At 51.3% G+C, this 26,484-nt stretch carries 20 protein-coding genes; 4 read left to right on the top strand and 16 right to left on the bottom strand.

Annotated elements, in window-relative coordinates; translation table 11 throughout:
• Positions 1-81 precede the first annotated feature (81 nt).
• The gene (locus B4W65_RS00795; protein WP_088653203.1) at positions 82-2,190 is read left to right on the top strand and encodes a M3 family metallopeptidase; all 2,109 of its coding nucleotides are present in this window, start codon (positions 82-84) and stop codon (positions 2,188-2,190) included.
• Between the two features lie 52 nt (positions 2,191-2,242).
• On the opposite strand, the gene B4W65_RS00790 is transcribed toward B4W65_RS00795, so the two are convergent.
• Positions 2,243-2,824: a thioredoxin family protein gene (locus B4W65_RS00790; RefSeq protein WP_088653202.1), complete on the bottom strand. Its 582-nt coding sequence runs from the start codon at positions 2,822-2,824 to the stop codon at positions 2,243-2,245.
• An 80-nt stretch (positions 2,825-2,904) separates the two neighbouring features.
• Here B4W65_RS00790 and hemF point away from each other — a divergent pair, with 80 nt between their 5' ends.
• The gene (gene hemF, locus B4W65_RS00785; RefSeq protein WP_088653201.1) at positions 2,905-3,807 is read left to right on the top strand and encodes an oxygen-dependent coproporphyrinogen oxidase; all 903 of its coding nucleotides are present in this window, start codon (positions 2,905-2,907) and stop codon (positions 3,805-3,807) included.
• A 432-nt stretch (positions 3,808-4,239) separates the two neighbouring features.
• Here hemF and pyrF read toward each other — a convergent pair whose 3' ends face one another.
• From pyrF to B4W65_RS00745, 8 genes are all read right to left on the bottom strand, one after another.
• Positions 4,240-5,067: an orotidine-5'-phosphate decarboxylase gene (pyrF, locus tag B4W65_RS00780; protein WP_088653200.1), complete on the bottom strand. Its 828-nt coding sequence runs from the start codon at positions 5,065-5,067 to the stop codon at positions 4,240-4,242.
• Positions 5,068-5,162: 95 nt separating this feature from the next.
• Positions 5,163-6,251: a peptide chain release factor 1 gene (gene prfA, locus B4W65_RS00775; protein ID WP_088653199.1), complete on the bottom strand. Its 1,089-nt coding sequence runs from the start codon at positions 6,249-6,251 to the stop codon at positions 5,163-5,165.
• 92 nt (positions 6,252-6,343) lie between these two features.
• Positions 6,344-7,513, bottom strand: coding sequence for an AIR synthase related protein (locus B4W65_RS00770; protein WP_088653512.1), 1,170 nt, complete (start codon positions 7,511-7,513; stop codon positions 6,344-6,346).
• A gap of 67 nt (positions 7,514-7,580) precedes the next feature.
• Positions 7,581-9,548 carry an OmpA family protein gene (locus B4W65_RS00765; RefSeq protein WP_088653198.1) on the bottom strand — a complete coding sequence of 656 codons (1,968 nt, stop codon included), beginning with the start codon at positions 9,546-9,548 and terminating at the stop codon, positions 7,581-7,583.
• Between the two features lie 728 nt (positions 9,549-10,276).
• Positions 10,277-11,674, bottom strand: coding sequence for a dihydrolipoyl dehydrogenase (gene lpdA / locus B4W65_RS00760; RefSeq protein WP_088653197.1), 1,398 nt, complete (start codon positions 11,672-11,674; stop codon positions 10,277-10,279).
• Between the two features lie 64 nt (positions 11,675-11,738).
• A complete protein-coding gene (locus B4W65_RS00755) occupies positions 11,739-12,887 on the bottom strand; it encodes an AI-2E family transporter (RefSeq protein ID WP_088653196.1) in 1,149 nt (382 codons plus the stop codon).
• Between the two features lie 133 nt (positions 12,888-13,020).
• Positions 13,021-14,019 (bottom strand): DUF4412 domain-containing protein, encoded by a 999-nt coding sequence (locus B4W65_RS00750; protein WP_088653195.1) that lies wholly within the window; start codon positions 14,017-14,019, stop codon positions 13,021-13,023.
• Positions 14,020-14,138: 119 nt separating this feature from the next.
• A complete protein-coding gene (locus B4W65_RS00745) occupies positions 14,139-14,660 on the bottom strand; it encodes an RNA methyltransferase (RefSeq protein ID WP_088653194.1) in 522 nt (173 codons plus the stop codon).
• A gap of 97 nt (positions 14,661-14,757) precedes the next feature.
• Between B4W65_RS00745 and sucC the strand changes: the two genes are divergently transcribed.
• On the top strand, positions 14,758-15,948 hold the full coding sequence (sucC, locus tag B4W65_RS00740; RefSeq protein WP_088653193.1) for an ADP-forming succinate--CoA ligase subunit beta: 1,191 nt from the start codon (positions 14,758-14,760) through the stop codon (positions 15,946-15,948).
• Between the two features lie 86 nt (positions 15,949-16,034).
• Positions 16,035-16,652 (top strand): DUF4294 domain-containing protein, encoded by a 618-nt coding sequence (locus tag B4W65_RS00735; protein ID WP_088653192.1) that lies wholly within the window; start codon positions 16,035-16,037, stop codon positions 16,650-16,652.
• Between the two features lie 17 nt (positions 16,653-16,669).
• Here the strand turns inward: B4W65_RS00735 and elbB are convergent, their stop codons facing one another.
• The 7 genes from elbB to B4W65_RS00700 all read right to left on the bottom strand — a co-directional run bounded on the left by elbB (position 16,670) and on the right by B4W65_RS00700 (position 26,463).
• Positions 16,670-17,329: an isoprenoid biosynthesis glyoxalase ElbB gene (gene elbB, locus B4W65_RS00730; RefSeq protein WP_088653191.1), complete on the bottom strand. Its 660-nt coding sequence runs from the start codon at positions 17,327-17,329 to the stop codon at positions 16,670-16,672.
• 88 nt (positions 17,330-17,417) lie between these two features.
• Complete coding sequence (locus B4W65_RS00725; RefSeq protein ID WP_240509432.1) at positions 17,418-19,064, bottom strand: tetratricopeptide repeat protein; 1,647 nt, start codon at positions 19,062-19,064, stop codon at positions 17,418-17,420.
• A gap of 267 nt (positions 19,065-19,331) precedes the next feature.
• Complete coding sequence (locus tag B4W65_RS00720) at positions 19,332-21,458, bottom strand: prolyl oligopeptidase family serine peptidase (RefSeq protein WP_088653189.1); 2,127 nt, start codon at positions 21,456-21,458, stop codon at positions 19,332-19,334.
• A gap of 23 nt (positions 21,459-21,481) precedes the next feature.
• On the bottom strand, positions 21,482-21,976 hold the full coding sequence (locus B4W65_RS00715) for a hypothetical protein (RefSeq protein WP_146697676.1): 495 nt from the start codon (positions 21,974-21,976) through the stop codon (positions 21,482-21,484).
• A 159-nt stretch (positions 21,977-22,135) separates the two neighbouring features.
• On the bottom strand, positions 22,136-24,259 hold the full coding sequence (gene pnp, locus B4W65_RS00710; RefSeq protein WP_088653187.1) for a polyribonucleotide nucleotidyltransferase: 2,124 nt from the start codon (positions 24,257-24,259) through the stop codon (positions 22,136-22,138).
• Positions 24,260-24,409: 150 nt separating this feature from the next.
• A complete protein-coding gene (rpsO, locus tag B4W65_RS00705) occupies positions 24,410-24,679 on the bottom strand; it encodes a 30S ribosomal protein S15 (RefSeq protein WP_088653186.1) in 270 nt (89 codons plus the stop codon).
• Positions 24,680-24,756: 77 nt separating this feature from the next.
• Positions 24,757-26,463, bottom strand: coding sequence for a glycoside hydrolase family 28 protein (locus tag B4W65_RS00700; protein WP_088653185.1), 1,707 nt, complete (start codon positions 26,461-26,463; stop codon positions 24,757-24,759).
• Positions 26,464-26,484: the final 21 nt, after the last annotated feature.

Raw genomic sequence — 26,484 nt, 5'->3', positions numbered from 1 at the left:
CCTGACGGATGTCTTTGTCGGGCGTTTTTTTTATGCCTAATTTTGAAGGTTAATCCGATGGTTTTATTCAATAATATGCAAATGAGAAAATTTGGACTTTTTATTTTGACGATGATGATGATGACAGCTTGTGGGGAGGTGCAGAATGGAGACAATCCTTTTTTTGCCGAATATGACACGCCTTTTGGTGTGCCGCCTTTTGAGCAGATTGAGAACGAAGACTTTATCCCGGCCTTTGAGGAAGGGATTCGTCTGCAGGAGGAAGAAATTGCTGCCATTACTGCCAGTGAAGAAGCGCCCAGCTTCGAGAATACTATTGCTGCACTGGACTACAGTGGCGGTCTGCTGAATAAGGTCAGTTCGGTGTTTTACAATTTTAATTCTTCGAACACTTCAGACGAGATTCAGCAAATTGCTCAGGAAGTAGCCCCTATGTTGTCGGCGCATTCCGACAACATCAGTCTCAATGCGGATTTGTTCGAGCGTGTGGCGGCTGTTTACGAGCAACGCGAAACACTGGGTTTGAACGAAGAGCAGGCTATGTTGCTGAAGAATACCTATGAGGGGTTTGTGCGCAGCGGTGCAGCTTTGCCTGCCGATAAGCAGGAGCGTTTCCGGGAAATCAATCAGGAATTGTCGGTACTGACACTGCAATTTGGTCAGAACGTGCTGGCCGATGTCAACAACTTTAAGTTGTTTGTCGAGAAGGAAGAGGATCTTTCGGGACTACCTGCCTCGGTAGTGGCCGCAGCGGCTGAAGCTGCTGTACAGGAAGGCCAGGAAGGCAAATGGCTCTTTACCTTGCACAATCCCAGTGTGATGCCCTTTTTGACCTATGCCGACAATCGTGCTTTGCGTGAGCAGATGGGCAGGGCCTACATCAACCGTGGGAACAACGACAACGCGTTCAACAATGGGGAGATCATCAATAAGCTGACCCAGTTGCGTTTGGAAAGAGTTAAGTTGCTGGGTTTTGATTCTTATGCTGATTTTGCGCTGGAAAACCGGATGGCAGGTAATGTGGAAACGGTGAACAGCTTCCTTAAGCAAATTTGGGAAGCTGCGCTGCCCATTGCCCGTGAAGAAGCAGTAATGCTGCAGGAGATGATCGACAGTGAAGGCCATGATTTTGATTTGGCTTTTTGGGATTGGCGCTATTACGCGGAGAAGGTGCGTAAGGCCAAGTACGATTTGGATGAGGGAGAAATCAGTCGGTATTTTGAAGTGAACAGTGTGCGTGACGGCATCTTTATGGTGGCCAACAAGTTGTATGGATTGCAGTTTGAGCAGCGCAGCGATGTGCCTGTTTACCATCCTGAGGCTACGGCCTGGGAAGTGAAGGAGGCAGATGGCAGTCACGTAGGTATTTTGTATATGGATATGCATCCGCGTGCCAGCAAACGTGGCGGTGCCTGGATGAGCAGCTACCGCAAGCAGCAGGTCGATCAGGAAGGCAACTTTGTTCATCCGGTGATCACCATTGTATGTAACTTTACTGCGCCAAGTGGCGATCAGCCGGCCTTGCTGACCTTCGACGAGATGACCACCTTCTTCCATGAATTTGGTCACGCTTTGCACGGCCTGCTCTCCAATACTGTTTATCATGGACTTTCAGGGACATCGGTGCAGCGTGATTTTGTAGAACTGCCTTCTCAGGTTATGGAGAATTGGGCCAAGCACCCCGAGGTGTTGAAGCAGTTTGCCAAGCATTATGAGACCGGTGAAGTAATTCCCGATGCTTTGATTGAGCGCATTAAAGAGAGTGCCAATTTTGGACAGGGTTTTGCCACCGTTGAATTTATGGCTTCGGCCCTTTTGGATATGGAGTACCATACCCTTAAAGAATATGAGCCCTTTGATGTGGCAGAGTTTGAGAAGGGTGTTCAGGAGAAATTCGATATGATGGATGAAATTTATTTTCGTCACGGCTCTACCCACTTTCAGCACATTTTCTCCGGCGGTTATTCTGCCGGCTACTACAGCTACATTTGGGCCGGTGTTTTGGATGCCGATGCTTTTGAGGCTTTTGTGGAGACGGGTGATTTGTTTGATGCCGAGACGGCACGCAAGTTCCGCAGCGAAATTCTTGAAAAAGGCGGTACCCGCGACGGTATGGAAATGTATAAGTCTTTCCGTGGAAGCGAGCCCGGTATTGAGCCGCTCTTGAAGCAGCGCGGTTTGGTTCGATAAGAACAGGCAGTATGTTTTATAAAAAAAAGCGGCTTACTAGCCGCTTTTTTTGTTATACCAGGTCGCAGGCATCTGCCGGCATCCAGTGGCGGTCCTGCCCGTCCCACTTTACATTACAGCCGATGGGGTTGGTGGCTGTAAAGGGACTGGCTTGCCCCTTGGTGAGGGCGTCCAGCACCAAATCAAGGGTGTTCTCGGTCATTTTGGAAGTGTCGCGGGGACTGTCTACACCGCGACCGGTGTAAACCAGTTTTCGGTCCTTGTCGAACACGTAAAAGTGCGGCGTGCGCAAGGCGCCGTAGGCCAGGGCGACTTCCTGGGTTTCGTCGTGCAGGTAAATCCAGGGAAAGCGCTGTTCTTCCATGCGCTTTACCATATTGGGGAAACTGTCGTCTTCGTGGGTATTCTTGCTGTTGGCGTTGATGCCCACAAATTGCACCCCTTTATCCCGATATTTATCTGCCGTAATGCGGGTTACTTCGTCCGAGCCGATTACATAGGGGCAGTGGTTGCAGGTGAAAAACACCACCAACCAGGGTGTTTCTGAAAAATCATTTAACGAATAAGTCTTTCCATCGGTGGCCGGCAGCTTAAAGTCGGGTGCCTTTTGGCCGTTTGTGAGTGTAAATGCCATAATCAAAGATTTTAAGATAAAACTGTCTTAATTACTCAACAAGTTCGGCTGAAAAAGGTTTTTCTAAAAAGACTTAGGCGATGGAAAGTTACAAAGAGACTTTTTTAAAGTATACCGCTGATTTACAGGATGAAATTTGCAGTCGTTTGGAAGCCGTGGATGGGAAGGCTCTTTTTGGTCGGGACGAGTGGCAGCGTACGGGGGGCGGAGGAGGACTTTCCCGGGTGATCAGTCTGGGAGAAGTGTTCGAAAAAGGGGGCGTGAACACTTCGGCGGTGCATGGACAACTGCCTGTTGCCATGCAAGAGGTGCTGAAGACCCGTCACGACCGCTTTTTTGCCTGTGGGCTTTCCCTGGTGTTGCATCCTCTTAATCCTTATGTGCCCACGGTGCACGCCAATTATCGTTATTTTGAGCTTTACGATGCCAAGGGGGAAGTGGTGGACCAGTGGTTTGGGGGCGGCAGCGATTTAACGCCTTATTACTATTTTGAAGCGGATGCCCGCCATTTTCATGAGGTACAACAGAAGGTTTGCGATGGGCTGGACAAGACGCTCTATCCGCGTTTTAAGGCGGCTTGCGATGATTATTTCTTTAATCCGCACCGGAACGAGGCGCGTGGGGTTGGGGGGCTTTTTTTTGATTATTTGCGACCCGATGGGGAGCACGACAGTCGTTTCTGGCTAGAGATGACGATGGCCCTTGGGAAGGCTTTTTTACCAGCCTATTTGCCGATTGTGGAACGCAGAAGGGGAATGGAGTACGGTGAGCGGCAGCGTTATTGGCAGGAGATCAGGCGGGGCCGTTATGTGGAGTTCAATCTGTTGCACGATAGGGGGACCCTGTTTGGGATTAAGACGCAGGGACGTACGGAGTCGATATTGATGAGTCTCCCCCCTCGGGTGCGGTGGGAGTATGATTACCGTCCGGAGTCGGGCAGTCCGGAGGAGGAGTTGCTGCAGGTGCTGAGCAGGACGGAGTAGGGGGCGGTGGGGCCTGGGTGGGCCGCCTCTGGTCTGTGGGCCCTGTCTGGCCCTGTCGGCCCCTGTCGGTCCCTGTCTGGCCCTGTCGGTCCTGTCTGGTCCTGTCCGGCCCTGTCGTCCCACTTTGGGCCACCTTGGGCCACCTTGGGCCGCCCCAGGTCCCAGGACTGAAGTCCTGGGTTATGATTGGGAGGAAGTGGTCAGGCGCAGAGCGCCTGTTCTTGTAAGCGGACTGAAGTCCGCGGCCTTGGGTCACCCGTGCCCCTGCGGCTGGAGGTCGTCAAAGAAGGAGGTGTGTATGACCTGAGCTATCGAGGCGAAGCCTCGATCGGGACTTCAGTCCCGTTTTTTGTCCGTGCCCCTATGGGGCACACCGCTGTTTCTTAATCATAGCCCAGGACTAACATCAACGGGGTTGAAACCCCGTTGATGTTAGTCCTGGGTGTACTGTTTTAGGAGGGCGGCCATTTCGGTCTGTACTTCGCGGGCGGCATGACGGGCCTGGGTGGCGAAGTCGTCGTCATTGCCGGCGTAGATGATTTGGCGGGAGGAGTTGACCAGGAGGCCGCAGTGGCTGTTCATGCCGTATTTGGCAACATCGGCCAGACTGCCGCCCTGGGCGCCTACACCGGGTACCAGCAGGAAGTGGTCGGGCACCACTTTACGTACTTCGGTGAGCATTTCGGCGCGTGTGGCACCTACCACGTACATCATATTTTCTTCGTTGCCCCAGGCAGAGGAGTGTTTGAGTACGCGCTCAAAGAGGCGTTCGCCGTCCTCGTTCATGTATTGGAAGTCGTCGGCTCCCTTGTTGGAGGTGAGCGCCAGCAAAATGACCCATTTGTCGACGTAGGTCAGGAAGGGCTTCACCGAGTCCTCCCCCATATAAGGCGCTACCGTTACCGCATCGAAGTCCATCGCATCAAAAAAGGCCCGGGCATAGAGGTTGGAGGTGTTGCCAATGTCGCCCCGTTTGGCATCCGCAATGATGAAAAGGTCGGGGTAGTTGTAGCGGATGTAGTTGACTGTTTTTTCGAGACTGTTCCAACCGTTCACCCCCAGACTCTCATAAAAAGCCAGGTTGGGTTTGTAGGCTACAGACAAATCGTGCGTGGCATCGATGATTTCCTTGTTGAAAGCGAAAATCGGATCGGTGGTATCCATCAAAAACCGCGGGATTTTCTGGATGTCGGTGTCGAGGCCTACGCAAAGGAAGCTCTCCTTCTTTTGGATTTGTTGAAACAATTGATCTCTGGTCATGGCGCTTATTTTTTATCGGGACAAGTCCCGGAGTCATCTTATACTGAGGGGCCCGTCGGCCTCCAGGTCTACATAAAGGACAAACTGCAGCTTGCTTACATTTCGGCTTCTTTTAAACGCTCGGCATTTTCTTCCATCTGCAGCTTGTTGATGATGGCATCAATGTCGCCGTCCATTACGGCAGTCAGGTTATAGAGCGTAAAGTTTACACGGTGGTCGGTTACCCTGCCCTGCGGATAATTGTAGGTGCGAATTTTCGCTGAGCGGTCGCCGGTCGATACCATGGTCTTACGCTTAGAGGAAATCTCGTCGAGGTATTTTTGGTGTTCGAGGTTATAGATTCGGGTCCGTAATTCGATCATCGCCTTGTCGAGGTTCTTCAACTGTGATTTCTGATCCTGACAAGTCACCACAATACCAGTGGGGATGTGGGTCAGTCGAATGGCTGAGTAGGTGGTGTTCACCGACTGCCCGCCCGGTCCGGAAGAGCAGTAGGTGTCTTTTCGGATGTCTTCCTGGCGGATTTGTACGTCAAACTCCTCGGCCTCAGGCAATACGGCTACGGTGGCCGCAGAGGTATGTACCCTGCCCTGGGTCTCGGTTTGTGGCACCCGCTGCACCCGGTGTACGCCAGATTCGTATTTCATGATGCCGTAAACGCCGTTGCCGCTTACATTGAAAACCACCTCTTTGTAACCGCCGGAGGTGCCTTCGGAAGTGTGGGTGACTTCTACCTTCCAGCCCTTGTCCTCACAAAATTTGGTGTACATGCGAAAGAGGTCGCCGGCAAAAATGCTGGCCTCGTCACCACCCGTTCCCGAGCGAATTTCCACCACCACATTTTTTTGATCCTCGGGGTCGGAGGGCAGGAGGAGAATCTTGATTTCTTCCTCCATTTGCGGAATTCTTTCCTCCATTTCATCGAGCTCGGCCCGCGCCATTTCGCGCATCTCTTCATCCTTCTCTTCCTTAAGAAGGGCCTTGGTGCTTTCGATGTTATCCAGTATGTTTTTGTAATCCATGGAAACAGCCACCAGCTCTTCCAATTCTTTGTATTCTTTGTTCAGCTTAATGTAGCGCTTGGTGTCGCTGATTACCGAAGGGTCGGTGAGCTGGGTGCCGATTTCTTCGAAACGCAGGCGGATGGCCTGCAATTTATCTAGTAGTGATGAAGTAATTGCCATAATGGGTTGATTTAATGCATTGAAAATAAGATGTGGGGGGGAGGGGACGGCCGGGTGATGGCACCCGTGCCGGTGTTTCAATGCCGGAGCAGCTAATAAAAGAACTCCCCAAAGCCACTGCGAATGGTCAGGCGGGGTTTCTCAGAGGCCTCACAGCGACCAATAATTTTTGCCTCGATGTTGAAGCTTTGGGCTACCTCGATTACTTTTTGGGCGTGTTCGGGTTGCACATAAATTTCCATACGGTGGCCCATGTTAAAGACCTTATACATTTCGGACCAGGGTGTGCCGGAGGCTTCCTGAATCATGCGGAAGAGCGGGGGCACCTCAAAGAGATTGTCCTTGATGACGTGCAGTTGGTCCACAAAGTGCAGCACTTTGGTCTGCGCGCCGCCGGAACAGTGCACCATGCCATGAATGTTGGCCCTTTCCGTCTCCAATAATCTTTTTATGACCGGGGCATAGGTGCGGGTGGGCGAGAGAACCAGCTGGCCTGCATCCAGGCCCACCTCGGCAATTGCGTCGGTGAGTTTATGGGGTCCTGCATACACCAGTTCTTCAGGTACATCGGGGTCGAAACTTTCGGGATATTTGTCCGCCAGGTATTTGGCAAACACATCGTGACGGGCCGAAGTGAGTCCGTTGGAGCCCATGCCCCCGTTGTAACCCGCTTCATAGCTGGCTGTTCCGTAGCTGGCCAGTCCCACAATCACATCACCGGGCGCAATGCGGTCGTTGGAGATCACTTCGGAACGCTTCATGCGGCAAGTTACCGTAGAATCCACAATGATGGTGCGCACAAGGTCTCCCACGTCGGCGGTTTCGCCACCGGTGGACCAAATGCTGATGCCGTTGTCGCGGAGTTGCTGCAAGATTTCTTCCGTACCGTTGATGATGGCCGAAATGACCTCTCCGGGCACCTTGTTTTTGTTGCGCCCGATGGTCGATGAAAGCAAGATGTTTTCCGTTGCCCCCACACAAAGCAGGTCGTCCACATTCATGATGATGGCATCCTGAGCAATGCCCTTCCATACCGACAAGTCGCCGGTTTCTTTCCAATACAGGTAAGCCAGCGCCGATTTGGTTCCTGCCCCGTCGGCATGCATGATGTTGCACCAATCGGGGTCCTTGCCCAGATGATCGGGGATGATTTTGCAGAAGGCCTTTGGAAACAGTCCTTTGTCGATGTTTTTGATGGCCGCATGCACATCCTCTTTGGAGGCGGAAACGCCGCGCTGGTTGTATCTGGAATCCTTACTCACAATAAAAATTTTGCCTGATGTTTCAGCCCGCAAAAGTAATACAATCTTTTGGTATCGTCAACTTCTCTTAGGGCATTATGCTAAACTCCACGCGGTTGTTGAGCGCGCGGGCCGTGTTTTGGTCGCCCCTGCTGAGGCGCTGAAGAAAGGCCTCGGTCAGCTCGTCGCCTTCTTTTAAAAAGCGGTGGATGCGCGCCTGTACGGCGTCTACTTTCAGCGGGGTGCTGCCGCCGTGACCACGGGCACTAAGCCGTTCTTCGGCAATGCCTTTGGTTTGTAAGTAATTCATGACAGCCTCTGCGCGTTGCTGCGCCAGTACCAATTGCGCTGTAGCCTCGCCACGTGCATCGGTATGGGCGTCGATATGAATCTTGAGAGCGGGGTTTGTGTTCATCATGTCTGCCACCCTGTCCAGTTCTTTTTGGGCATCGGGACTGAGGTCGGACTGCCCCGATTTGAATTGCAGCTGGTTAAAAACGATGGGGGCAGCAGCACTTTGCAGTTGAATATCGAGCTCGAAAGTCTTGCTTTCGGTAAGACCTGCAGTTGAAATGCGCTGATGGTGGTTGAGATAGCCCGGGGCTCGCACCAAGAGGGTGTATTCCTGGTCCGGCTCCAGCATCAGGTTAAGGCTGCCGTCGGAGCCGATGGGCACTTGTCGGTTGCTTCCGTCGGTCCCTACAATGCGCAGCATGGCCCCTTCGGGGAGAGCTTCCTCGTCGGCCGTTCGGATGGTGCCGCCTAAGAGAGGGCGTATGACGGGGAGTGCAAAAGCGTAGATGTTTTCGTAGCCTCTTGGATTGTCTCTGGAACTGGAAAAGAAACCTGCCTCGCGGTTGCGGTAAAAAGTGATGCCAAAATCATCGGAACTGGAATTGATGGGACGCCCCATATTCTCTACCCGCCAACGCCCTTCTTCCTCACGCGGAGTCGCTTTAAAAATATCCAGTCCCCCGTAGCCCACCAGTCCTTCTGAGCTGAAATAGAGCGTACCGTCCTGGCGCACCGTCGGGAAAAGCTCATCTCCTGCTGTGTTGATGTCCCCACCCAAATTGACCGGGGTGCCCCATTCGTCACCGATGCGAGGAACCATCCAAAGGTCCTTGCCCCCAAAGCCACCCGTTATGTCGGACACAAAATAGAGGGTTTTGCCGTCCGGAGAAATGGCGGGGTGGGCAAAAATCAGGGAGTCGGGCCCCAATTCGATTTTTACGGGGTCGGACCAGCGTCCACCCATACTTTGGGTATTCCATATTTCGGCGCCCATGGGCTGGCCTTTGTCGTAACGCGTACGCGTAAAATAGGCGTCTTTGCCGTCGGCGGTCAGTGTGAGGGTCCCGTCTTCATAATCGCCGTTACTTTCCTGATTCAGGAACAAGACCGGATCCTGCCAGTCGCCCCTGGCATCTTGTATTACACTGTAAATGCTTGAGAAACCCTGGCCGGTTATGCGGTTTTGATGGCGCTTCTTTTTTCCGGCATTACGCAGGGAAGAAAAGAACAACTCGGTGGGGTCGTCCGGATTTAAAAATGGGGAATAATCGCTGTTGCGCGAGGTCAGTTTGCGGATGGTTTCGAGTTGGTAGCCTTTGGGCGGTGGCGGGTTTTGGCCCAGTCGTGCTGAAGCCAGACCGTTGTGGGCCAACTGGTGGTTGTTTTCTTCGAGGTAGCTTTCGAAGAGGGCGGCTGCTTCTTCGTATTCTTCCAGTTTGAGCATTTGGCGTGCTTGCAAAAGGAGCGACTCGTTGGGTTGGTAGTTGAAGCGCAGGGCGCGTGCATACATGGGGGCAGCTCTTCGGGGCTGGTTGGTAAGGCGGTAGCTTTCGCCCATATAAAAGGAAGCTTCTCCCCGGTAGTAGCGGTTGTCTTCACGTCGATACGCTTTGTTGAGGGCCGAAGTGGCCCGGGCATACTCGCCTACTTCATAGGTCTTCATGGCTTTACCCAGCCGTCCTGAGCCGGAGCAGCCCGACAGGCTTATAGCGGTAATCATGAAGAAGTAAAAAGTTATTCGGGAGCTGAGCGGCTTCATCATTTTTTTGATTCAATGGGGTGGATCGTTGTTTTAGGCGGCATAAATATAACGAACCTCTTTGTTTTATAGTTCGTTTGAAGGATAAAACGTGAAAAGTGGGGATATATTTTGTCGTGGTGGTCGTGGTGTATTCCAGTGGCTGACAGAAAATATCTTTTCACTTCGCTTGATGTATACCCTCTGCGCTTTCGCTTATTTCCGGAGCCTTTGCTTTGTTCACTAAAATCCGGGAACTCGCCTTCGGCTCAAACAACCCGGATTTTTACGTTCACTTCACAAAGGCTCTAAATCGGAAATAAGCTGAGGCTTGATGGTACACATCTGCGCTTGGACGAATTTCCTGAAGGCCACTGTTATACACTNTTTTACGTTCACTTCACAAAGGCTCTAAATCGGAAATAAGCTGAGGCTTGATGGTACACATCTGCGCTTGGACGAATTTCCTGAAGGCCACTGTTATACACTACTTCCCTTCCAGAGTGAGTGCTGCTTATTTGGCTTCATTTCTTAGTTTTCTTTCGGAAATAAGCTGAGGCTTGATGGTACACATCTGTGCTTGGATGAAATTCCCTGAAGGACAACGTTATACACCACTTCCCTTCCAGAGTGAGTGCTGCTTATTTGGCTTCGTTTCTTCGTTTTCTTCCGGAGTAGAGCGAGTTGGGGTAGAAAAAAGCGGGGCCCGCTGCTGCGGACCCCGCCGAAGGGGAACTCTCCGGGTGGGGAGCTTAAATGTGAATGACCTCGCCGTAAGCAGCCGCGGCTGCCTCCATAACGGCTTCGGAGAGGGTGGGGTGCGGGTGCACCGTCTTGATGATTTCGTGTCCGGTAGTTTCCAATTTGCGGGCCACAACGAGTTCGGCAATCATTTCGGTTACGTTGGCACCAATCATGTGGGCACCGAGCAATTCGCCGTATTTGGCATCGAAAATAAGCTTGACAAAGCCGTCCTTGTGTCCGGCAGCAGAAGCTTTTCCGCTGGCGGAGAAGGGGAATTTGCCCACTTTGAGTTCGTAGCCTGCTTCCTTGGCGGCTTTTTCGGTGAGTCCCACCGAGGCCACTTCGGGACCGGTATAGGTACAGCCCGGTATGTTGCCGTAGTTGAGTGGCTCGGGATGATGTCCCGCAATTTTCTCTACGCAAATGATGCCTTCGGCAGAAGCTACGTGAGCCAGGGCTTGTCCCGGAACAATGTCGCCAATGGCGTAAATGCCGGGCACGCTGGTTTGGTAAAATTCATCCACTTTCACCCGGCCTTTTTCCAGAGTAACACCGGCTTCTTCCAGTCCCAGGTTTTCGGTGTTGGGGGCAATGCCCACCGCAGACAATACGATGTCGGCTTCAACGACCTCTTCCTTACCTTTTTTATCCTTAATGGTTACTTTAACTTTTTTGCCGGAGGTGTCGGCTTTGGTCACCTCGGAGCTGGTGCGCACGTCGATGCCTGCTTTTTTAAAGGAGCGCGCCAGCTGCTTGGATACTTCGTCGTCCTCTACGGGCACGATGTTGTCCATAAACTCTACCAGCGTCACCTTGGTTCCGATGGTGCTGTAGAAGTAAGCAAATTCGCTGCCTATGGCACCTGAACCCACCACTACCATCGATTCGGGTTGCTTGTCGAGGGTCAGCGCCTCGCGATAGCCGATGATCTTTTTCCCGTCCTGGGGCAGGTTGGGCAGCTCACGACTGCGTGCGCCTGTCGCCAGTATCACGTGAGGCGCTTCGTAAGTGGTCTTCTTTTTATCGGCCCCGGTAACCTCCACTTTTTTGTCTTTGGTCAGTTTGGCTGTCCCCTGGATGACCTCTACTTTGTTCTTTTTCAACAGAAACTGCACGCCTTTGCTCATGCCTCCGGCTACCTCACGACTGCGTTTAACCATAGCGCCAAAGTCGGCATTGGCAGAGCCGTCGATTTGGATGCCATAATCGGCAGCATGGTTGAGGTAATCGAATACCTGTGCGCTTTTCAGCAGCGATTTGGTAGGGATACAACCCCAGTTAAGACAAACGCCACCCAATTCGGCTTTTTCAATAATGGCGACTTTCATCCCCAGTTGTGAAGCCCGTATGGCGGTTACATAGCCCCCGGGTCCACTACCAATAACCAGTACATCGTATTTTTCCATTTGAATATTTTTTGTTGGATCAATTCTGCTTGTCTAACAATTCATCGAAAGGAAGGTTCATTTTTTACTGTTGTCGGTTTTGATCTGTTTTTTTGATTTTATCGGCCCATGCTTTGGCTTTTGAGTCGGCCTTGCCCTGCGATTTTTTATTGTTTACTGCACCCAGTAAAAAGCCGTAGGCTTCCATACCTTCCACCTCGTCAAAAATTACTTTTAAAATGGCCATGCCCGGAATGAATAAGATCATGCCGGCCAGGCCCCATATAAAATTACCCACAAACAAGGCAATAATGGTCATGAGCGGATTCATGGCTACTTGTCCCCCCACAATTTTGGGTGTAAATAAGTTGCTCTCGAACAACTGTATCACATAAAAAGCCAGAAAAACCCCAAAGGGATACCAAAGGGAGTCTTTTGTGAGCAAGGCAAAAAAGATGGGGAAGATGGCGCCCAGAAAGGGCCCCAGGTAGGGTATGACATTTAGAATGGCGGCAAAGAGGGCAAAGAGCAGGGCGTGTTTGATGCCCAGACTGTAAAGGGCGATACTGTTGAGAACCGCCAGGATCAGAATGACAAGAACAGCCCCTTTGATGTAGTTTTGCACCACATCTTTAATTTTGGAGATGGCGTGCTCAACCTTGTTTTTGTGCTTTCTGGAGAATGCTTTTTTGAAAAATTCGATGATGAAGCTGCGGTACAACAAAAACAAAAAAATGTAGATGGGTACGATAAAGGCCATGGTAAGGGTTCCGGCTGTAGCTAAAACACCTTGCGTGAGCACATTCATGTTGTCGTAGATCTGTTGAAAGACTACGTCTCTGAGGCTGTCGACCGAGACCGGAACTACACCGTCTAAATGCTCCGTCAAAAAACTGTTGAGGCCGGACAGCAATTCGCCGAAACGGGTTTCCAGTCCCTCCAGGTCACTTGAGAAGTTCAGTATCTGGTTGTAGAAAAAATAGGCCACGCCAAAGATTAAGGCCAGTAGCGCCAGTAAGCTGAGAAGGGCCGAAAGTACGTCTCCCAGTCCCTTGCGCTCGAGCCAGGAGGTAAGGGGACTGATAAGAACGGCCAGGAAGCCCGCAATAAGCAGGGGAACCAGTATTGTTTTGGCCGTTTGCATAATGAAAACTATCAGCACCACGCCCAGCAAAATACTGGTCAGGCGCATGTAGGCAGGTTGTTCTACCAGGGAAGGATGGTCGTTTTGCATAGGTTTTTTTTAGTCGAAAAAAGATAAGATAAAAAAGGCAGTCCGCCAAGGAAGGGACTGCCTTTTCGAGGCAAAGTGTTACCCGCAGTAATTGGACAACGTAGTGATACTTCTTAGATGTCCCTTTTGGAGCCTATTCTCCCCCAAGTTGCATGCTGCCCAGATTGGTGATGGCGTATTCGCCGATGTTGAATGTGGTGCTGCGCGAAGTGTTGATTTCTGTTATTTCCATGGTTGAAGTCTCTCCTGTTTTGAGGTCGGTGCTTTCGCTGGCCATGATAAATCCTTTGGTGTTGCCCATAAAGAGCTGGCTCCATCCGAACTGGGCCGGGAGCGCTTTGTTTTGTAGGCCTTTCAGAGAGGTGGTCAGCCAAAAAGCCCCCTTGCTCTCTTCATCGGCATAGGTATATTCTTCGCAAGGGTAGCCGGCAATGGTTTTGGTGCGACCGGTTTTTTGCAGATTGGGGTGTTGCCAGACTTCCTCTTCATTTGCGACAGAATCTTCTTCATATGTCATGTTTTCAAGTCCGCTCATCCCATAGGCAAGCCCTGTTTTTTCGTCGTTCTCGTTGGTAAGTAGGAGGGTGGACTGGTTTTTCTGGTCCATAATAAATAAGCCTTTGTTTTGTGGGGCATCCTTCATTTCCAAATTTCCCGAAACAAACTCAAAAGCAGAACAGTTCTGATCCTCATTTAAATAGGAAATAATGTCGCCCTCACTGTTGACTTTACCATTCTTCTTTAGGGTTTTGATGTGCATATGAATGGAGGTGTTGAAGGTGTAGCTGTCGTTGAAGCGCACCGGTTCGCCGGACACCCCCATTTTGCTGAGCATGTTTTGCATCCGGGCATGTTGTTGATCGGCCCTTTGTTCCGCAGCAGCTTCCGTTGTGGCTTTCGGGGTGGCTGTGGGGGTGTCGGGGGGCGTCGCCTCTTTTACGGCATCTTCCGTTGCATCGAGTCCCCGTTCTATGCCCTCGTCAATTTTTCGTTCAATGCGTTCCTCTGTCTTCTGTTCCAGTTTCTCTGCCGCCTTTTTGGCCATTCGGTCCATCAGACTCTGGGCTTGTAAAGAAAAGGAGGGGCTGAATATCAAGGCAAGGGTTAGGCTGTTGATCCATTTTCGTTTCATGAGGCGTCGTATTTTGGTTATGAAACGAAAGGTAGGCTGTGGATCAGCTATTGTCAACTTGTTTTCAGTGGGTTGCGGGCTTTTGTTGACGAAGGTGTAGGCTTTTGTTGACGACGGCTTCAGGAGCGCAAGGCTTCCCAAAGGACGATGCCGGCGGTGACCGATACGTTGAGGGAGTGCTTGGTGCCGTATTGAGGGATTTCGATGCAGGCGTGGCAGCGGTCGATGACCGCCTGCTGTACGCCTTTTACCTCGTTGCCAAAGATGAATGCGTAGCCCTGGTTGGGGTCTGCTTTAAAGTCGCCCAGCGCGATGCTTTGGTCTACCTGTTCAATAGCTATGGGCAGGTAGTCCTGCGCTCTGAGCGCATCGATGGCGTCGAGGGTGCTGTCAAAATAGCGCCAGCTGACTGCGTCTTCGGCGCCCAGCGCAGTTTTGTGGATTTCGTTGTGGGGAGGGGTGGCGGTAATGCCACACAGGTATACGGCCTCGAGGCAAAAAGCATCGGCCGTGCGGAACACACTGCCTACGTTATGGAGACTGCGTACGTTGTCGAGAACGGCGATGATGCGATGTTTGGGGGCCGCTTTAAACTCTTCGGGCGTTAATCTGTTTAATTCAGTAATCCTTAGTTTTCGCATAAAATTGTATTGAAGTGCAAAAATAGAAAGATAATTTGTTTAACGGGGGACTTATTTTAGTATCTTTTGGTTCTCCATCCCTTAAATCAGTAGGTCTATGAATATTCATGAGTATCAGGCGAAAGCCATTTTGAAAGAGAACGGTGTTAACATTCAGGAGGGACAGGTGGCGGCTACCCCGGATGAAGCGGTGGCGGCTGCAGAGGCCTTGCTGGCCGAAACGGGCACCAATTGGTGGGTGATTAAAGCGCAAATTCATGCCGGAGGTCGCGGTAAAGGCGGTGGTGTAAAGCTGGCCAAGAGTCTGGATGAGGTACGTGCCATTACAGAGAAGATGCTGGGCATGCAACTCGTCACCCCGCAAACCGGTCCCGAAGGTAAGAAAGTCAGCAAAGTGCTGGTTGCTCAGGACGTCTATTATCCGGGTCCCACCGAAAAGCAGGAGTACTATATGAGTATTTTGCTGAACCGTCAAAGTGGCCGAAATGTGGTCATGTACTCGCCCGAAGGAGGTGTTGATATTGAGGAGGTGGCAGCGCAGCGACCTGAAAAGATATTTAAGGAGGAGATTGATCCCTCGTTTGGTGTTTTGCCCTTTCAGGGACAAAGAATTGCCCGTAACCTGGGCTTGAGTGGTAAGGTGGCGCGTGAAATGGCGCATTTTGTGGAGCGTTTGTATGCTTCATTTGTGGCCGTGGATGCTTCCCTTTTTGAGATCAATCCGGTTTTAAAGACTACCGACGATAAAATCCTGGCTGTGGATGCCAAAGTGAATATCGACGACAGTGCCTTGTTCAGACATTCGCTTATAGAGCAGATGCGCGACTTGTCGGAGGAGGAGCCTTCAGAAATTGAGGCGGGTAAGCACAATCTGAACTTTGTGAAGCTCGACGGCAATGTGGGCTGTATGGTTAATGGAGCGGGATTGGCTATGGCGACCATGGACATCATCAAGCTGTCCGGTGGTGAGCCGGCCAACTTTTTGGATGTGGGTGGCGGTGCCAACGCACAAACCGTGGAGGCAGGGCTCAAAATCATTCTGGACGATCCACGTGTGAAAGCCGTACTGATAAATATTTTTGGGGGCATTGTACGCTGCGACCGGGTGGCCTCCGGGGTGGTAGAGGCTTATAAAAAACTGGGCAACATTAAGGTGCCCATCATCGTACGCTTGCAAGGAACCAATGCCGAAGAAGGCAAAGCGGTAATCGATGGTTCCGGTTTGAAGGTCTATTCGGCCATTACTTTGCAGGAGGCGGCCGACTTGGTCAAGCAATTGGTTGGCTAGATTCTGATAGTGAGCTTCTTGTGTAAAGGGAACGGTTTTTGCATAAAGTTAAAGGCCGGACCTCCGGCCTTTAATTGAACGTGCTGATGAGGAGATTCGCTGAAATAGCTTACGTTGTGTGGGCCCTCCTTTTGCTTGGGAATGGGCTGGCGGCACAAAGTCGCGCTGAGGACTTGACCCGGCAGCGGAGGGAGTTGTATACCAAAGCCAAAGTGGTGGATGGCGATACCATTCCGCATATTTTGCTCGGAGAAGTGGTGGTGATGAAACCCTGGGAGTTTAAAAACCAAAGGGAATACAATCAATACCATCGGCTGGTGCGCAATATTAAAGTCACGCTGCCTTATGCCCGTTTGGCAGCAGAGCGATTGGAGTTGTACAACTACGAAATGAGTCTCCTGAAAACGGAGAAGCAGCGCAAGGCTTATTTAAAAGAAGCTGAGCAGGAGTTGTTCGCTGAGTTTGAAGCGCCCTTGCGCAAGCTGACCTTTTCGCAGGGGCGTTTGTTGATTAAGCTCATCGATCGGGAGACCGGCGCTTCGAGTTATCGGCTTATTCAGGATTACAAAGGGGGCGTGCCTGCCTTTTTTTGGCAGGGCATCGCCCGTATTTTTGGGGCCAACCTCAAATCAGAGTACGACGCTGAGGTGGAGGATAAGATGGTAGAGCACATCATCACGATGATTGATAATGGTGCGCTCTAGGCACGCCGCCCCTGGGCTTAAGGAATAAGATTCAGGAGGGCAGTGACTGCGGCGCGGGCCCCGGCGGCAATCTGTGGCAGGGTGGCGTCGAGCATGTAGCAGGGGGTGGTAATCAACTTGTTTTTGGTGTCGGTAACCACCTGGCCGTGGTCGGTGGTGGTATGTTGGCCGCCCATGGTTTCGATGGCTGCTGCAGTAGCTTTGTCGCTGCCAATGGTGACTTCAACATTTCCCAGTATTTTAGCAACAACAACCGGCGCTATGCAAAGAGCGGCAATGGGCTTCGCTGCCTGGTGAAAGCTGCGAACAACGCGTTCCGTTTGGGGTTCAATGCTGCAATCGGCTCCGTCAAAGGCAAAGGACGACAGGTTTTTAGCTGCGCCAAATCCCCCGGGCAAAAGCAGCGCGTCTGCCTGTCCGACTTCCAGCTGCGATAAGGCTTTGATGTTGCCCCGGGCTATGCGGGCTGCTTCCACCAACACATTACGTTTTTCGGGCATTTCGCTGCCGTTGAGGTGGTTGATCACATGGTGCTGATCGATGTCGGGGGCAAACAATTCGTATTCGGCACCTGCCTCTGCGATGGCCAGCATACTGCAAACGGCTTCGTGAATTTCGGCTCCGTCGTAAACACCGCAACCGGATAATACTACGGCAATTTTCTTCGTCTTTGTCATCGTTTATTGTTTTTATGCAGTGAAAACTAAAGATACAAAAAAAGGCTGTCGAATTCGACAGCCCTTTTTTTGTATTGTAGAAACTTTGTTATTGAACGATGCCTTTAAAAGTTGCATCTTCAAAATAACGGGCAAACTCCATATCGGTAGCAATGCGAGACTTCAGGTTGCTGTCCAACTCAACGGCTTTACGCAGGTTGCTGAACATCATGTCTGAGTCGTTAGTGCGTACACCTACTACTGCTTTCAGATAGTACTTTTGACCTACTTCCATGGTGTTGGCGTTAAGGGTTGACAGTGCAGCGTCGTAGTTGCCGGCCAAAATTTTAGCCAAAGCAGCGTTGCAGCTCACGCTGTTACCGAAGTAACGAACGGCTTCGTCGTACTCACCTTTTTTGATGGCCAATACACCCAGGTTGTTGTCCAGTTCAGCACCAGCACCGGCAGCAGCTCCGAAATACTCTTCGGCAGCAGCCAAATCGCCTTCGCGCAGAGCAACGGCACCCAGGTTGTTCATAACCTCAGGCTGGTTGGCTTTGATGCTGTTGGCTTTTTCGAAAGCACCTTTGGCACCGGCCAGGTCGTCTTTCTTGTAAAGGGCCAAACCTACATTGTTGTGGGCTCTCCAGTCGTCAGAGAATTGAGCAGCAGCTTTCTTGTAGATGGCCAATTGCTCGTCCACATCATCGGTAAGGGTAGCAGCGTAAAGCAACTCTTCAACAGTAAGTGCAGAAGCATCGTTGGCAGCCAATTCAGAGATTTCTTCGTCAGATTTGCCAATTTCTTCTACATTGATGCTCATTTTTGAACGACGCAGCTGAGGAAGAATATCGTCGGCAATTACTTTGTAAGTATTGGCCATATTCTTGATTTCACGCTCACGTACTTCAGGATCAGAATGCATAGAAAGTACACGCAGAATCAACTCTTTGTCCTGGATGTCGCTTTTCTCCATCAAAGCTTTGAATCCTTCCCAGTCTTCGGGCGTATTCTTGAGGCTGAAGAATTCAGCATCTTTAGCTTCTTCTACTTTTGAACGGGTCAATTGACGGTTCAAAGCATTTTTGGCGGCAACTTCACGCTGAGAAGCCAAACGGGTGTTCAAATCAACAGGACCGTCGGGAGATGCATAAGCACTGATGTCAACGCCTTTGAATTCTTTGTTTTCAGCTTCCTTTACTTCTGCGATGAAATCGTTCAATGCCTTTACTTCTTCTTTGGTCAGTTCGGTGTTGCGAACAGTTGCCTGTTGAATCAGGAAGAGGATTTCAGCAGTCTTAGAAATGGGAATAATGCGCTGGAACTCGTCGGCACCAACGGTGGGCTGAATGCCTTGAGCGGCTACATTGGCAGAGGTAGAAATTACGCCCTCAGCTACTTTAACGGGCTCAAAGTCGAGCGAGTTGCTTCCTTTGGTGGCAGTAATGCGTACTTCCAGGTCGGCTACACGCATGTTTTCGTTGTAGGGTACCGACTCACTGTAAGTAATCTGACCTCCGGATGCCTTGGTGATCACCTGGTTGTTGCCTTCAGCCTTTTCGCCCTGGATGGTTTTGCTGGGGTAAGCGGTTTCGCCGCCCTCATACACCAAAACAGGGGTAGCAGTCAGCGTGGCTTTGCTGTCCATGTATCCGGCGGGGATACGTACATTCATGGCCACATCTACTTTATCGCCATGTGCTTCAAGCACTTCAGGGGTCACTGAGTAGTTGATATCCCCGGCATTTTTTCTCATCTTCTCGAGACTAGCACAGCTGGACATGACAGCGGCTAGTGCCAGAATTGCAAAAAATTGAATCCTTGTTCTTTTCATAATGTTAGCTTAATTATTTGTTCTTGAACCAATTTCAAAACTCTCTCACAAATATAATAATGTTTTCAAAAATTAAAAGTTCAGGTGCTCCGTAAATTGCAAATATAGGGTTTCTCTGGTGTAAACGGTAGTTTTTTTCGGCCTAATGATTACTATTTTACCAGCTGCATACCAAATATCGTACATTTTTTATTTTTTGTAAACCTCATTCATATTAAATAAAGCAAAGGCCCATCTGTCGGCCACCTCGTCTATTTGCATCGACAGGGGTTTACCTGCACCATGTCCGGCTTTGGTTTCGATGCGAATCAGCACCGGATTAGCGCCTTTATACTTCTCCTGAAGGGCTGCTGTATATTTGAAAGAGTGGGCCGGCACCACACGGTCGTCGTGATCGGCGGTGGTCACCAGGGTGGCTGGGAAGGTGCTGCCTTCGGGAATGTTGTGCAGGGGCGAATAGGCATAAAGGTAGTGGAACATTTCCGCACTGTCGTCGCTGCGACCGTAATCGCCTGCCCATGCCCAGCCAATGGTGAAGTGCTGGTAGCGGAGCATGTCCATGACGCCTACTGCCGGAAGGGCCACCTGGAAGAGTTCGGGACGTTGGTTGGCGACGGCGCCAACCAATAAGCCGCCGTTGGAACCCCCATAAATGGCGAGTTTTTTGGCTTGGGTGTAGTTTTGTTCAATAAGGTGCTCGGCGGCCAGAATGAAATCGTCGAAGACCCTTTGCTTATTCAGCAGGGTGCCGGCACGGTACCAGTCCTCTCCATATTCGCCTCCTCCACGAATGTGGGCATTTACATAAATGCCCCCGTTTTCGAGCCAGGGCAGCAGTCGTACATCAAAGCGCGGGGAATACACTACGTTAAAGCCGCCGTAGCCATAGAGCAAGGTGGGGTTTTCTCCGTTCAGCTCCAGACCCTTTTTGTGGACGATGGACAGGGGTACCTGCGCGCCGTCCTGCGCCTCTACAAACACCATCTTAAAAGTGTAATCTTCGGGATTGAAGTCCACCTGCGGTACAAACTCCTCCTGCATTTCGGCATTCTCGATGTTGTACGAGAGCACCTGCGCGGGGGTGGTGTAGGAGGTAAAGGTGAAATAGAATTGGTTTTGGTCCTTCACGGGCTGAATGCCGCCCACGGAACCCAGTCCCGGTAAGTCCACCTCGCTCAGAAAGCTGCCCTGTTTATCGAATATCCGTAAGCGGGAGCTGACATCGACCATGTAGGTGGCCAGCAGATAGTCTTTGGTGAGTTTTACGCCGTTGAGCACATCCTTGCTTTCGGGCAGGATTTCGCTCCAGTTTTCCTGCCCAGGTTGGGCCGGGTCGAAGGCCATCAGGCGGTAGCGGGGCGCTTCGTAGTTGGTGTACACCCAAATTTTTCCATCGACCACTCCCGCCAGTACGGTGTTGGTGCTGAAGTCGGGGTCGGCCACCACAAAGTCGCCCTTGCTGTTGCGTGGCCGGAAAGCAAAAGTATTGCCGTTGGTTGAGCTGGAGGTGTAGAGGAATTCGTAGCGAAAGTCCTTATCCAGTTCAAGGGAAAACATGTATTTGGGGTTTTGTGGATCGGCATATACCAGTCGGTCATCCTCCTGCGGGGTGTTGAGCCGGTGGTAGTACAGCTGCTGGTTTTGGTTGCTGGCCGAGAGCTCGTCGCCGGCCTTGGGGGCCGCATATCTGCCGTAGTAAAAGCCCTCCTTGTCCCAGCTGAAACCCGAAAACTTGATCCATTGCAGGTGGTCGTCCAGGTCCTTCCCACTGGCTACTTCACGAACCCTGGCTTCGCGCCAGTCAGACCCGCCCTTGCTGGTGGAGTAGGCCACGTATTTTCCGTCGGGTGAGACGTTTACCTCGGCCAGCGAGGTGGTGCCGTCTTCCGAGAAAAGGTTGGGGTCGATGAGTACCCGCTCCTCATTGGTACTGAGGTCTTTGACATAGTACACCGCATGGTTTTGCTGACCGTCGTGGCGGAAATAAAACTGGAGCTGTCCGATTTGTTCGGGACTGCCCTGACTGGTGTAGTTCCAAACCTGAGCCAGGCGGTCGGCAATGTCCTTACGATAAGGGATTTGGCTGAACCATTCGTTGGTAACCCGATTCTGGGCTTCCACCCAGGCTTTGGTTTCGGGCGCATTATCGTCCTCGAGCCAGCGATAGGGATCGGCCACCTCTGTGCCGAAATACACATCTACCGTATCCACCTTTGCCGTTTGGGGGTAAGTCATTTGTTGGGGTTTTTGTCTACAGGCTGTGGTCAGCAAAACTGCCGAGCCCATAGCCAGCGTCATCCAGTGCAGCGCTTTCATGTCGTGGTGTTTTATTTTGGGAATTAAAAAATTCTCTTTTGTTTACGCAGGCGGTTTTCTTTGAACTTTCCGGCAGCATAACCCGCTGCCAGTCCCATAACGGTCCCGAGCAGCAGCAGTCCCCCCATGTCGTGGTGTTGCACCAGCCAGGCGTACAATCCGCTCAGCAGGGCCCCAATTGCCAGTCCCCCCACCGTAAAGCGTGACAGCCACAATCCGCGTGGCACCGTCCGGTGCGCCTGTTCCAAGTGCTTGCCGCTTTGTTGCAGCAGTTTTTGAAAGTCGTCGAGCCGTGCTTCTTTATTGCGCATTCTTTGGGCCACACTTTCGGTAATGTCGTCTATTTGTTTCAACTGCCCGGCGCAGACCCGGCAATTCGCCGACTCGCTGTCGAGCCGGTGAAACAGGCGTGGCAGGATGTCCAGACCGTAGAAACGGGCGGCTTCACGGGGCGCGCCCTGAAAGCGTTCTTCGAGCAGCATATGCCACTGATGAACGGATTTGGGAGTGTGCGACACAAGATGAATATTTGGTTCAATAGGTTTAAAACACGAATTTACTGGATTTGTTTGTGAATATGCAATTTTGGGGCCTTGTTTTTGCGTAGAACCGTCCTGCAAAAGAAAAAGGGGGCCGTCGCTGACGACGGCCCCCCTGATGCTTATAAGTGATGTTGCTTATTTCTCCTCCTTGGGAAGCAACACTTTGCGCGAAAGCTTGAGTTTTCCGCTCTTGGCATCGATGTCGATGAGTTTTACATCGATCATTTCGCCTTCCTTCAATACGTCTTCGGTTTTCTCTACCCGTTTCCAGTCGATCTCCGAAATGTGGAGCAGACCGTCTTTTCCGGGGAGAATTTCCACAAAGGCACCGAAGGGTACAATGGAGCGGACCTTGCCGGTGTACACCTTACCCACTTCGGGAATGGCTACAATGGCATTTACGCGGGCCATGGCCTTGTCGATGGCTTCCTTGTTGTCGGCAGCGATGTCAACAAAACCGTACTGGCCTTCCTCGGTAACGGTGAGGATGGTGCCGGTAGTGGCCTGGATCTCCTGAATAATTTTTCCGCCGGGGCCGATGATGGCGCCAATCATTTCTTTAGGAATACGGATGGTTTCGATGCGTGGGGCGTGCGGTTTCAAATCGGCTCTGGGTTCGCTGATGGTCTCCGTGATCTTACCCAGAATGTGCATGCGTCCTTCCCGGGCCTGATTAAGGGCCTTTTCAAGAATTTCGTACGACAAACCATCCACTTTGATGTCCATCTGCGTGGCGGTGATTCCTTTTTCGGTACCGGTTACTTTAAAGTCCATGTCGCCCAGGTGGTCTTCATCGCCGAGGATGTCTGACAATACCAGATATTTGCCGGTTTTGGCATCGGAAATCAGTCCCATGGCAATACCTGAAACGGGGCGTTTGATTTGAATACCCGCATCCATCAGCGCCAGGGTGCCGGCACACACAGTAGCCATAGACGAAGAGCCGTTGGATTCCAGTATGTCGGATACCACGCGAATTACATAGGGGGTCTCGTCGGGCATCATGGGCTTAAGTGCCCGTAAAGCCAGGTTTCCGTGACCAATTTCGCGACGTCCTGTGCCGCGGTAGGGACGGGCCTCCCCGGTAGAAAAGGGCGGGAAGTTGTAGTGCAACAGAAAGCGGTCGGTGGTACGGTTCAGTACATCGTCTACCAGTTTCTCATCCATTTTTGTGCCCAAAGTAACGGTGGTCAGCGACTGGGTTTCGCCACGGGTAAATACTGCCGAACCGTGGGGGCCGGGCAGGTAGTCCACCTCGCACCAGATGGGTCGGATTTCGTCCATTTTCCGACCATCCAGACGGATGTTGTTGTCGAGCATCATGGCGCGTACCGCTTCTTTTTCCACATCGTGGTAGTAGCGCTTAATCAAATCGGTGGGGATGTCACCGGCCTCTACATCGGCGTAGTTTTCGGCGATGAACTCATCCACTACCGCTTTAAAATCGGCAATGCGCTCGTGCTTATTGGGATTGGCTTTTTTGGCTACGGCATAGGCCTGGTCGTAGGTGGCCTTCCATACTTTTTCACGAAGTTCTTCGTCGTTTTCTTCGTGGTTGTACTCCCTTTTTATTTTTTTCACTGCCTCGGCCAGTTCAATCTGGGCCTTACACTGAATTTTGATGGCTTCGTGGGCCACTTTCATGGCTTCCAGGAGTTCTGCTTCAGAAACTTCCTGCATTTCGCCTTCTACCATCATGATGTTGTCCATGGAGGCCGCAACAATAATGTCCATATCTGCTTCCTTGATTTGAGAAACAGTAGGGTTAACCACCAGCTGACCATCGATGCGCGCTACGCGCACTTCGGAAATGGGGCCGTTGAACGGAATGTCCGAAACCGCCAGCGCGGCAGACGCAGCCAGTCCCGCCAGTGCATCGGGGGTACTTTCCTTGTCGGCCGAAATCAGGTTAATGGTAACGAAAGTGTCGGCATGGTAGTCCTCAGGAAACAAAGGCCTGAGCGCTCTGTCGACCAAACGGCAAACAAGAATTTCGTAATCAGATGGCCTGGCTTCCCTTTTCAGGAATCCTCCTGGAAAGCGGCCTATTGAGGCGTATTTTTCTTTGTACTCGACCGACAGGGGTAAGAAGTCGGTTCCGGGTTTGGCATCTTGAGCGGATACTACAGTTGCGAGCAGGTAGGTATTTCCCATACGTACCACGACTGAGCCGTCGGCCTGCTTGGCCAGCTTGCCGGTCTCAATCACAATCGACCTTCCATCGCCAAGGTCGATAACTTTTTCAATTGGCTTAATCATATTTTTTTACATTTTAATCGCGGCAAAGATAGGGATTATCTGTTTACGAAGATATCTGTTTGAGTGATTATTCGTTACAGCATCAGGCCCCTGGTCAAAAAAAAAGGCAATTTCCCGACGGGAAATTGCCTTTTAAAGAGGGGGGGCTGCTTACTTACGCAGACCCAGTTCCTTAATAATCGCACGGTAGCGATTGATTTCGGTGTGCTTCAGGTAATCGAGCAAGCGACGACGCTTACCAACCATTCTTACCAAAGCGTGTTCCGTGCTATAATCCTTCTTATTTAACTTGAGGTGCTCAGTTAAATGCGAAATACGGTGGGAAAATAATGCAATCTGGCTCTCTGCGGAACCAGTATCAGTATTAGACTTTCCGTACTTTGCGAAGATTTCTTTTTTTACTTCCTGATTCAAATACATATCAACGGTATATAATTAATTTGAGCCGCAAAGATAAGGCTTTTTTTTACAAAGCGACAAGCCCTTTGCTGTTTTTTTTATTCCCAGTCCAGGGCTACTGCGCTGGCTCCGTTGACCATGCGTATTTGTTGGTCGGGGTCATTAAAATCGGCACGATGGAGCCGTATGCCGGCAGAGCTGCTTCCCGAAACAGCCAAGGCTTCCAGACCCTCGCTTTTGTTATAGCGAAGCTGCTTTAGGTCGACCTGGCTGCTGTTGAAAACGGTAAAAGCCGGTCCTTCCTGCTGAATGACCTCCACGTTGATGAGCCGTATGTTGTTTGCATCTACTATGGAGAAACCCTTGGGAGCGGTCAGTCGCGCATTTTCCAAAGTCACGTTTTCGAGCTTCATTTCCGGAAGTCCCATAAACAGTGCGGCGTTGCCAAAGCCATTGGCTACAATGTTCTTCACATGTATGTTGCGGAAGGAGGGGGTCTCCTCGCTGACTTCATGTGCTTTAGGTTCTTTGTCGACCGGGGGCAGACTGCTGCTGCCGTCGTCGAGCACAGGGGCCTGGCCGCCGTAAAACATGTTGAAGCGAATGGGTTCTGTGGGAATGTCGATCATATTGATGTTTGAGATGTAGATGTTTTCGACAACACCCCCTCGTCCCCGATTGCTTTTAAATCGAATGCCGATGTTGGTCCCCATAAAGGTGCAGTCCGACACGTGTACGTTGCGCACACCGCCCGACATTTCACTGCCGATGACAAAGCCGCCGTGTCCGTGGTAAACCACGTTGTTTTTAACCACGGCGTTTTCGGTGGGAATGCCGCGGTCGCGTCCTTGTTTGTCCTTGCCCGACTTAAAGCAAATGGCGTCGTCGCCCACGTCGAAGTTGTTGTTGTAAATAACCACGTTTTTGCAGGATTCCACATCCAGGCCGTCGCCGTTTTGCGAGTACCAGGGGTTGCGTACGGTCAGATTGCGCACAGTCAGGTCGCGGCACATCAGGGGGTGAATGTTCCAGGCGGGTGAGTTCTGAAAGGTGGGGCCGTCGAGTAAGACTTTGTCGCAGTCGATGAGACTTACCATTACGGGACGCAAATAGTCTTTAATGGCCACATATTCTTCAAAGCTTTTGAGTTGCGGCAGGTTGCTGCCCGATTGGCGCCAGCCTTCTGCTGCCTTTTCGGTGGGAAACCACATGCGGTCGTTGTCGACCAGCACCCCGCCTGAATTCACCAGGGCGCGCCATTGGTTGGCGGTCATTTTCCCCTTTTTGACCGGGCGCCAGGCCTGGCCGTTGCCGTCGATAACCCCACGGCCGGTAAGGGCGATGTTTTCCTCGCCTACGGCGGTAAGGGGCGATTGGCAGCGCCAGGCGGCCTTACCTTCAAAGTAGCTTTCTACTAAGGGGTAAAGATCCATATTGTCGCTGAAGCGCAAAAGGGCTCCTTCTTCCAAATGCAGATTGATGTTGCTTTTTAAAACGATTGGTCCCGACAGGTAGATCCCGGCGGGAACTACCAGTTTTCCGCCGCCCTGTGCAGCCAGCTGTTCTATGCCCTGGGCAAAGACTTCCGTGTTGAGGGTCTGCCCATCGGCCACGGCACCCAGATCCCTGATGTTTAGGCTTCGATTGGGGAAAACGGGCTCCTGTACTCTGGGCATCTCGAACTCCAGATTGTCGTACACCCAATCGTTATTTGGTGTTGGTGCGGCAGAAGGATTGCAGGCTGTTGCCAGTAGTGTGAGGACAGGGAGGAGTAGGCTCCCTGTCCTTTTTAGTATAGTGGTCATTCTTTTTTGTTTGCTTATTAG

Source organism: Geofilum rhodophaeum (assembly GCF_002210225.1).
Classification (GTDB): domain Bacteria; phylum Bacteroidota; class Bacteroidia; order Bacteroidales; family Marinilabiliaceae; genus Geofilum; species Geofilum rhodophaeum.
Note: the sequence above shows the minus strand (reverse complement) of the source record. Positions and strands in the feature narration are given on the sequence as shown.

Bases quoted from the DNA above. Each gene is read 5' to 3' on its own strand.
- prfA (WP_088653199.1), bottom strand. From the start codon at position 6,251: ATGGCAATTACTTCATCACTACTAGATAAATTGCAGGCCATCCGCCTG.
- B4W65_RS00745 (WP_088653194.1), bottom strand. From the start codon at position 14,660: ATGCGAAAACTAAGGATTACTGAATTAAACAGATTAACGCCCGAAGAG.
- sucC (WP_088653193.1), top strand. From the start codon at position 14,758: ATGAATATTCATGAGTATCAGGCGAAAGCCATTTTGAAAGAGAACGGT.
- B4W65_RS00725 (WP_240509432.1), bottom strand. From the start codon at position 19,064: ATGAGAAAAAATGCCGGGGATATCAACTACTCAGTGACCCCTGAAGTG.
- pyrF (WP_088653200.1), bottom strand. From the start codon at position 5,067: ATGACCAGAGATCAATTGTTTCAACAAATCCAAAAGAAGGAGAGCTTC.
- hemF (WP_088653201.1), top strand. From the start codon at position 2,905: ATGGAAAGTTACAAAGAGACTTTTTTAAAGTATACCGCTGATTTACAG.
- B4W65_RS00700 (WP_088653185.1), bottom strand. From the start codon at position 26,463: ATGACCACTATACTAAAAAGGACAGGGAGCCTACTCCTCCCTGTCCTC.
- B4W65_RS00735 (WP_088653192.1), top strand. From the start codon at position 16,035: ATGAGGAGATTCGCTGAAATAGCTTACGTTGTGTGGGCCCTCCTTTTG.
- B4W65_RS00795 (WP_088653203.1), top strand. From the start codon at position 82: ATGAGAAAATTTGGACTTTTTATTTTGACGATGATGATGATGACAGCT.
- B4W65_RS00720 (WP_088653189.1), bottom strand. From the start codon at position 21,458: ATGAAAGCGCTGCACTGGATGACGCTGGCTATGGGCTCGGCAGTTTTG.
- rpsO (WP_088653186.1), bottom strand. From the start codon at position 24,679: ATGTATTTGAATCAGGAAGTAAAAAAAGAAATCTTCGCAAAGTACGGA.
- pnp (WP_088653187.1), bottom strand. From the start codon at position 24,259: ATGATTAAGCCAATTGAAAAAGTTATCGACCTTGGCGATGGAAGGTCG.
- B4W65_RS00750 (WP_088653195.1), bottom strand. From the start codon at position 14,019: ATGAAACGAAAATGGATCAACAGCCTAACCCTTGCCTTGATATTCAGC.
- elbB (WP_088653191.1), bottom strand. From the start codon at position 17,329: ATGACAAAGACGAAGAAAATTGCCGTAGTATTATCCGGTTGCGGTGTT.
- B4W65_RS00755 (WP_088653196.1), bottom strand. From the start codon at position 12,887: ATGCAAAACGACCATCCTTCCCTGGTAGAACAACCTGCCTACATGCGC.
- B4W65_RS00765 (WP_088653198.1), bottom strand. From the start codon at position 9,548: ATGATGAAGCCGCTCAGCTCCCGAATAACTTTTTACTTCTTCATGATT.
- lpdA (WP_088653197.1), bottom strand. From the start codon at position 11,674: ATGGAAAAATACGATGTACTGGTTATTGGTAGTGGACCCGGGGGCTAT.
- B4W65_RS00790 (WP_088653202.1), bottom strand. From the start codon at position 2,824: ATGGCATTTACACTCACAAACGGCCAAAAGGCACCCGACTTTAAGCTG.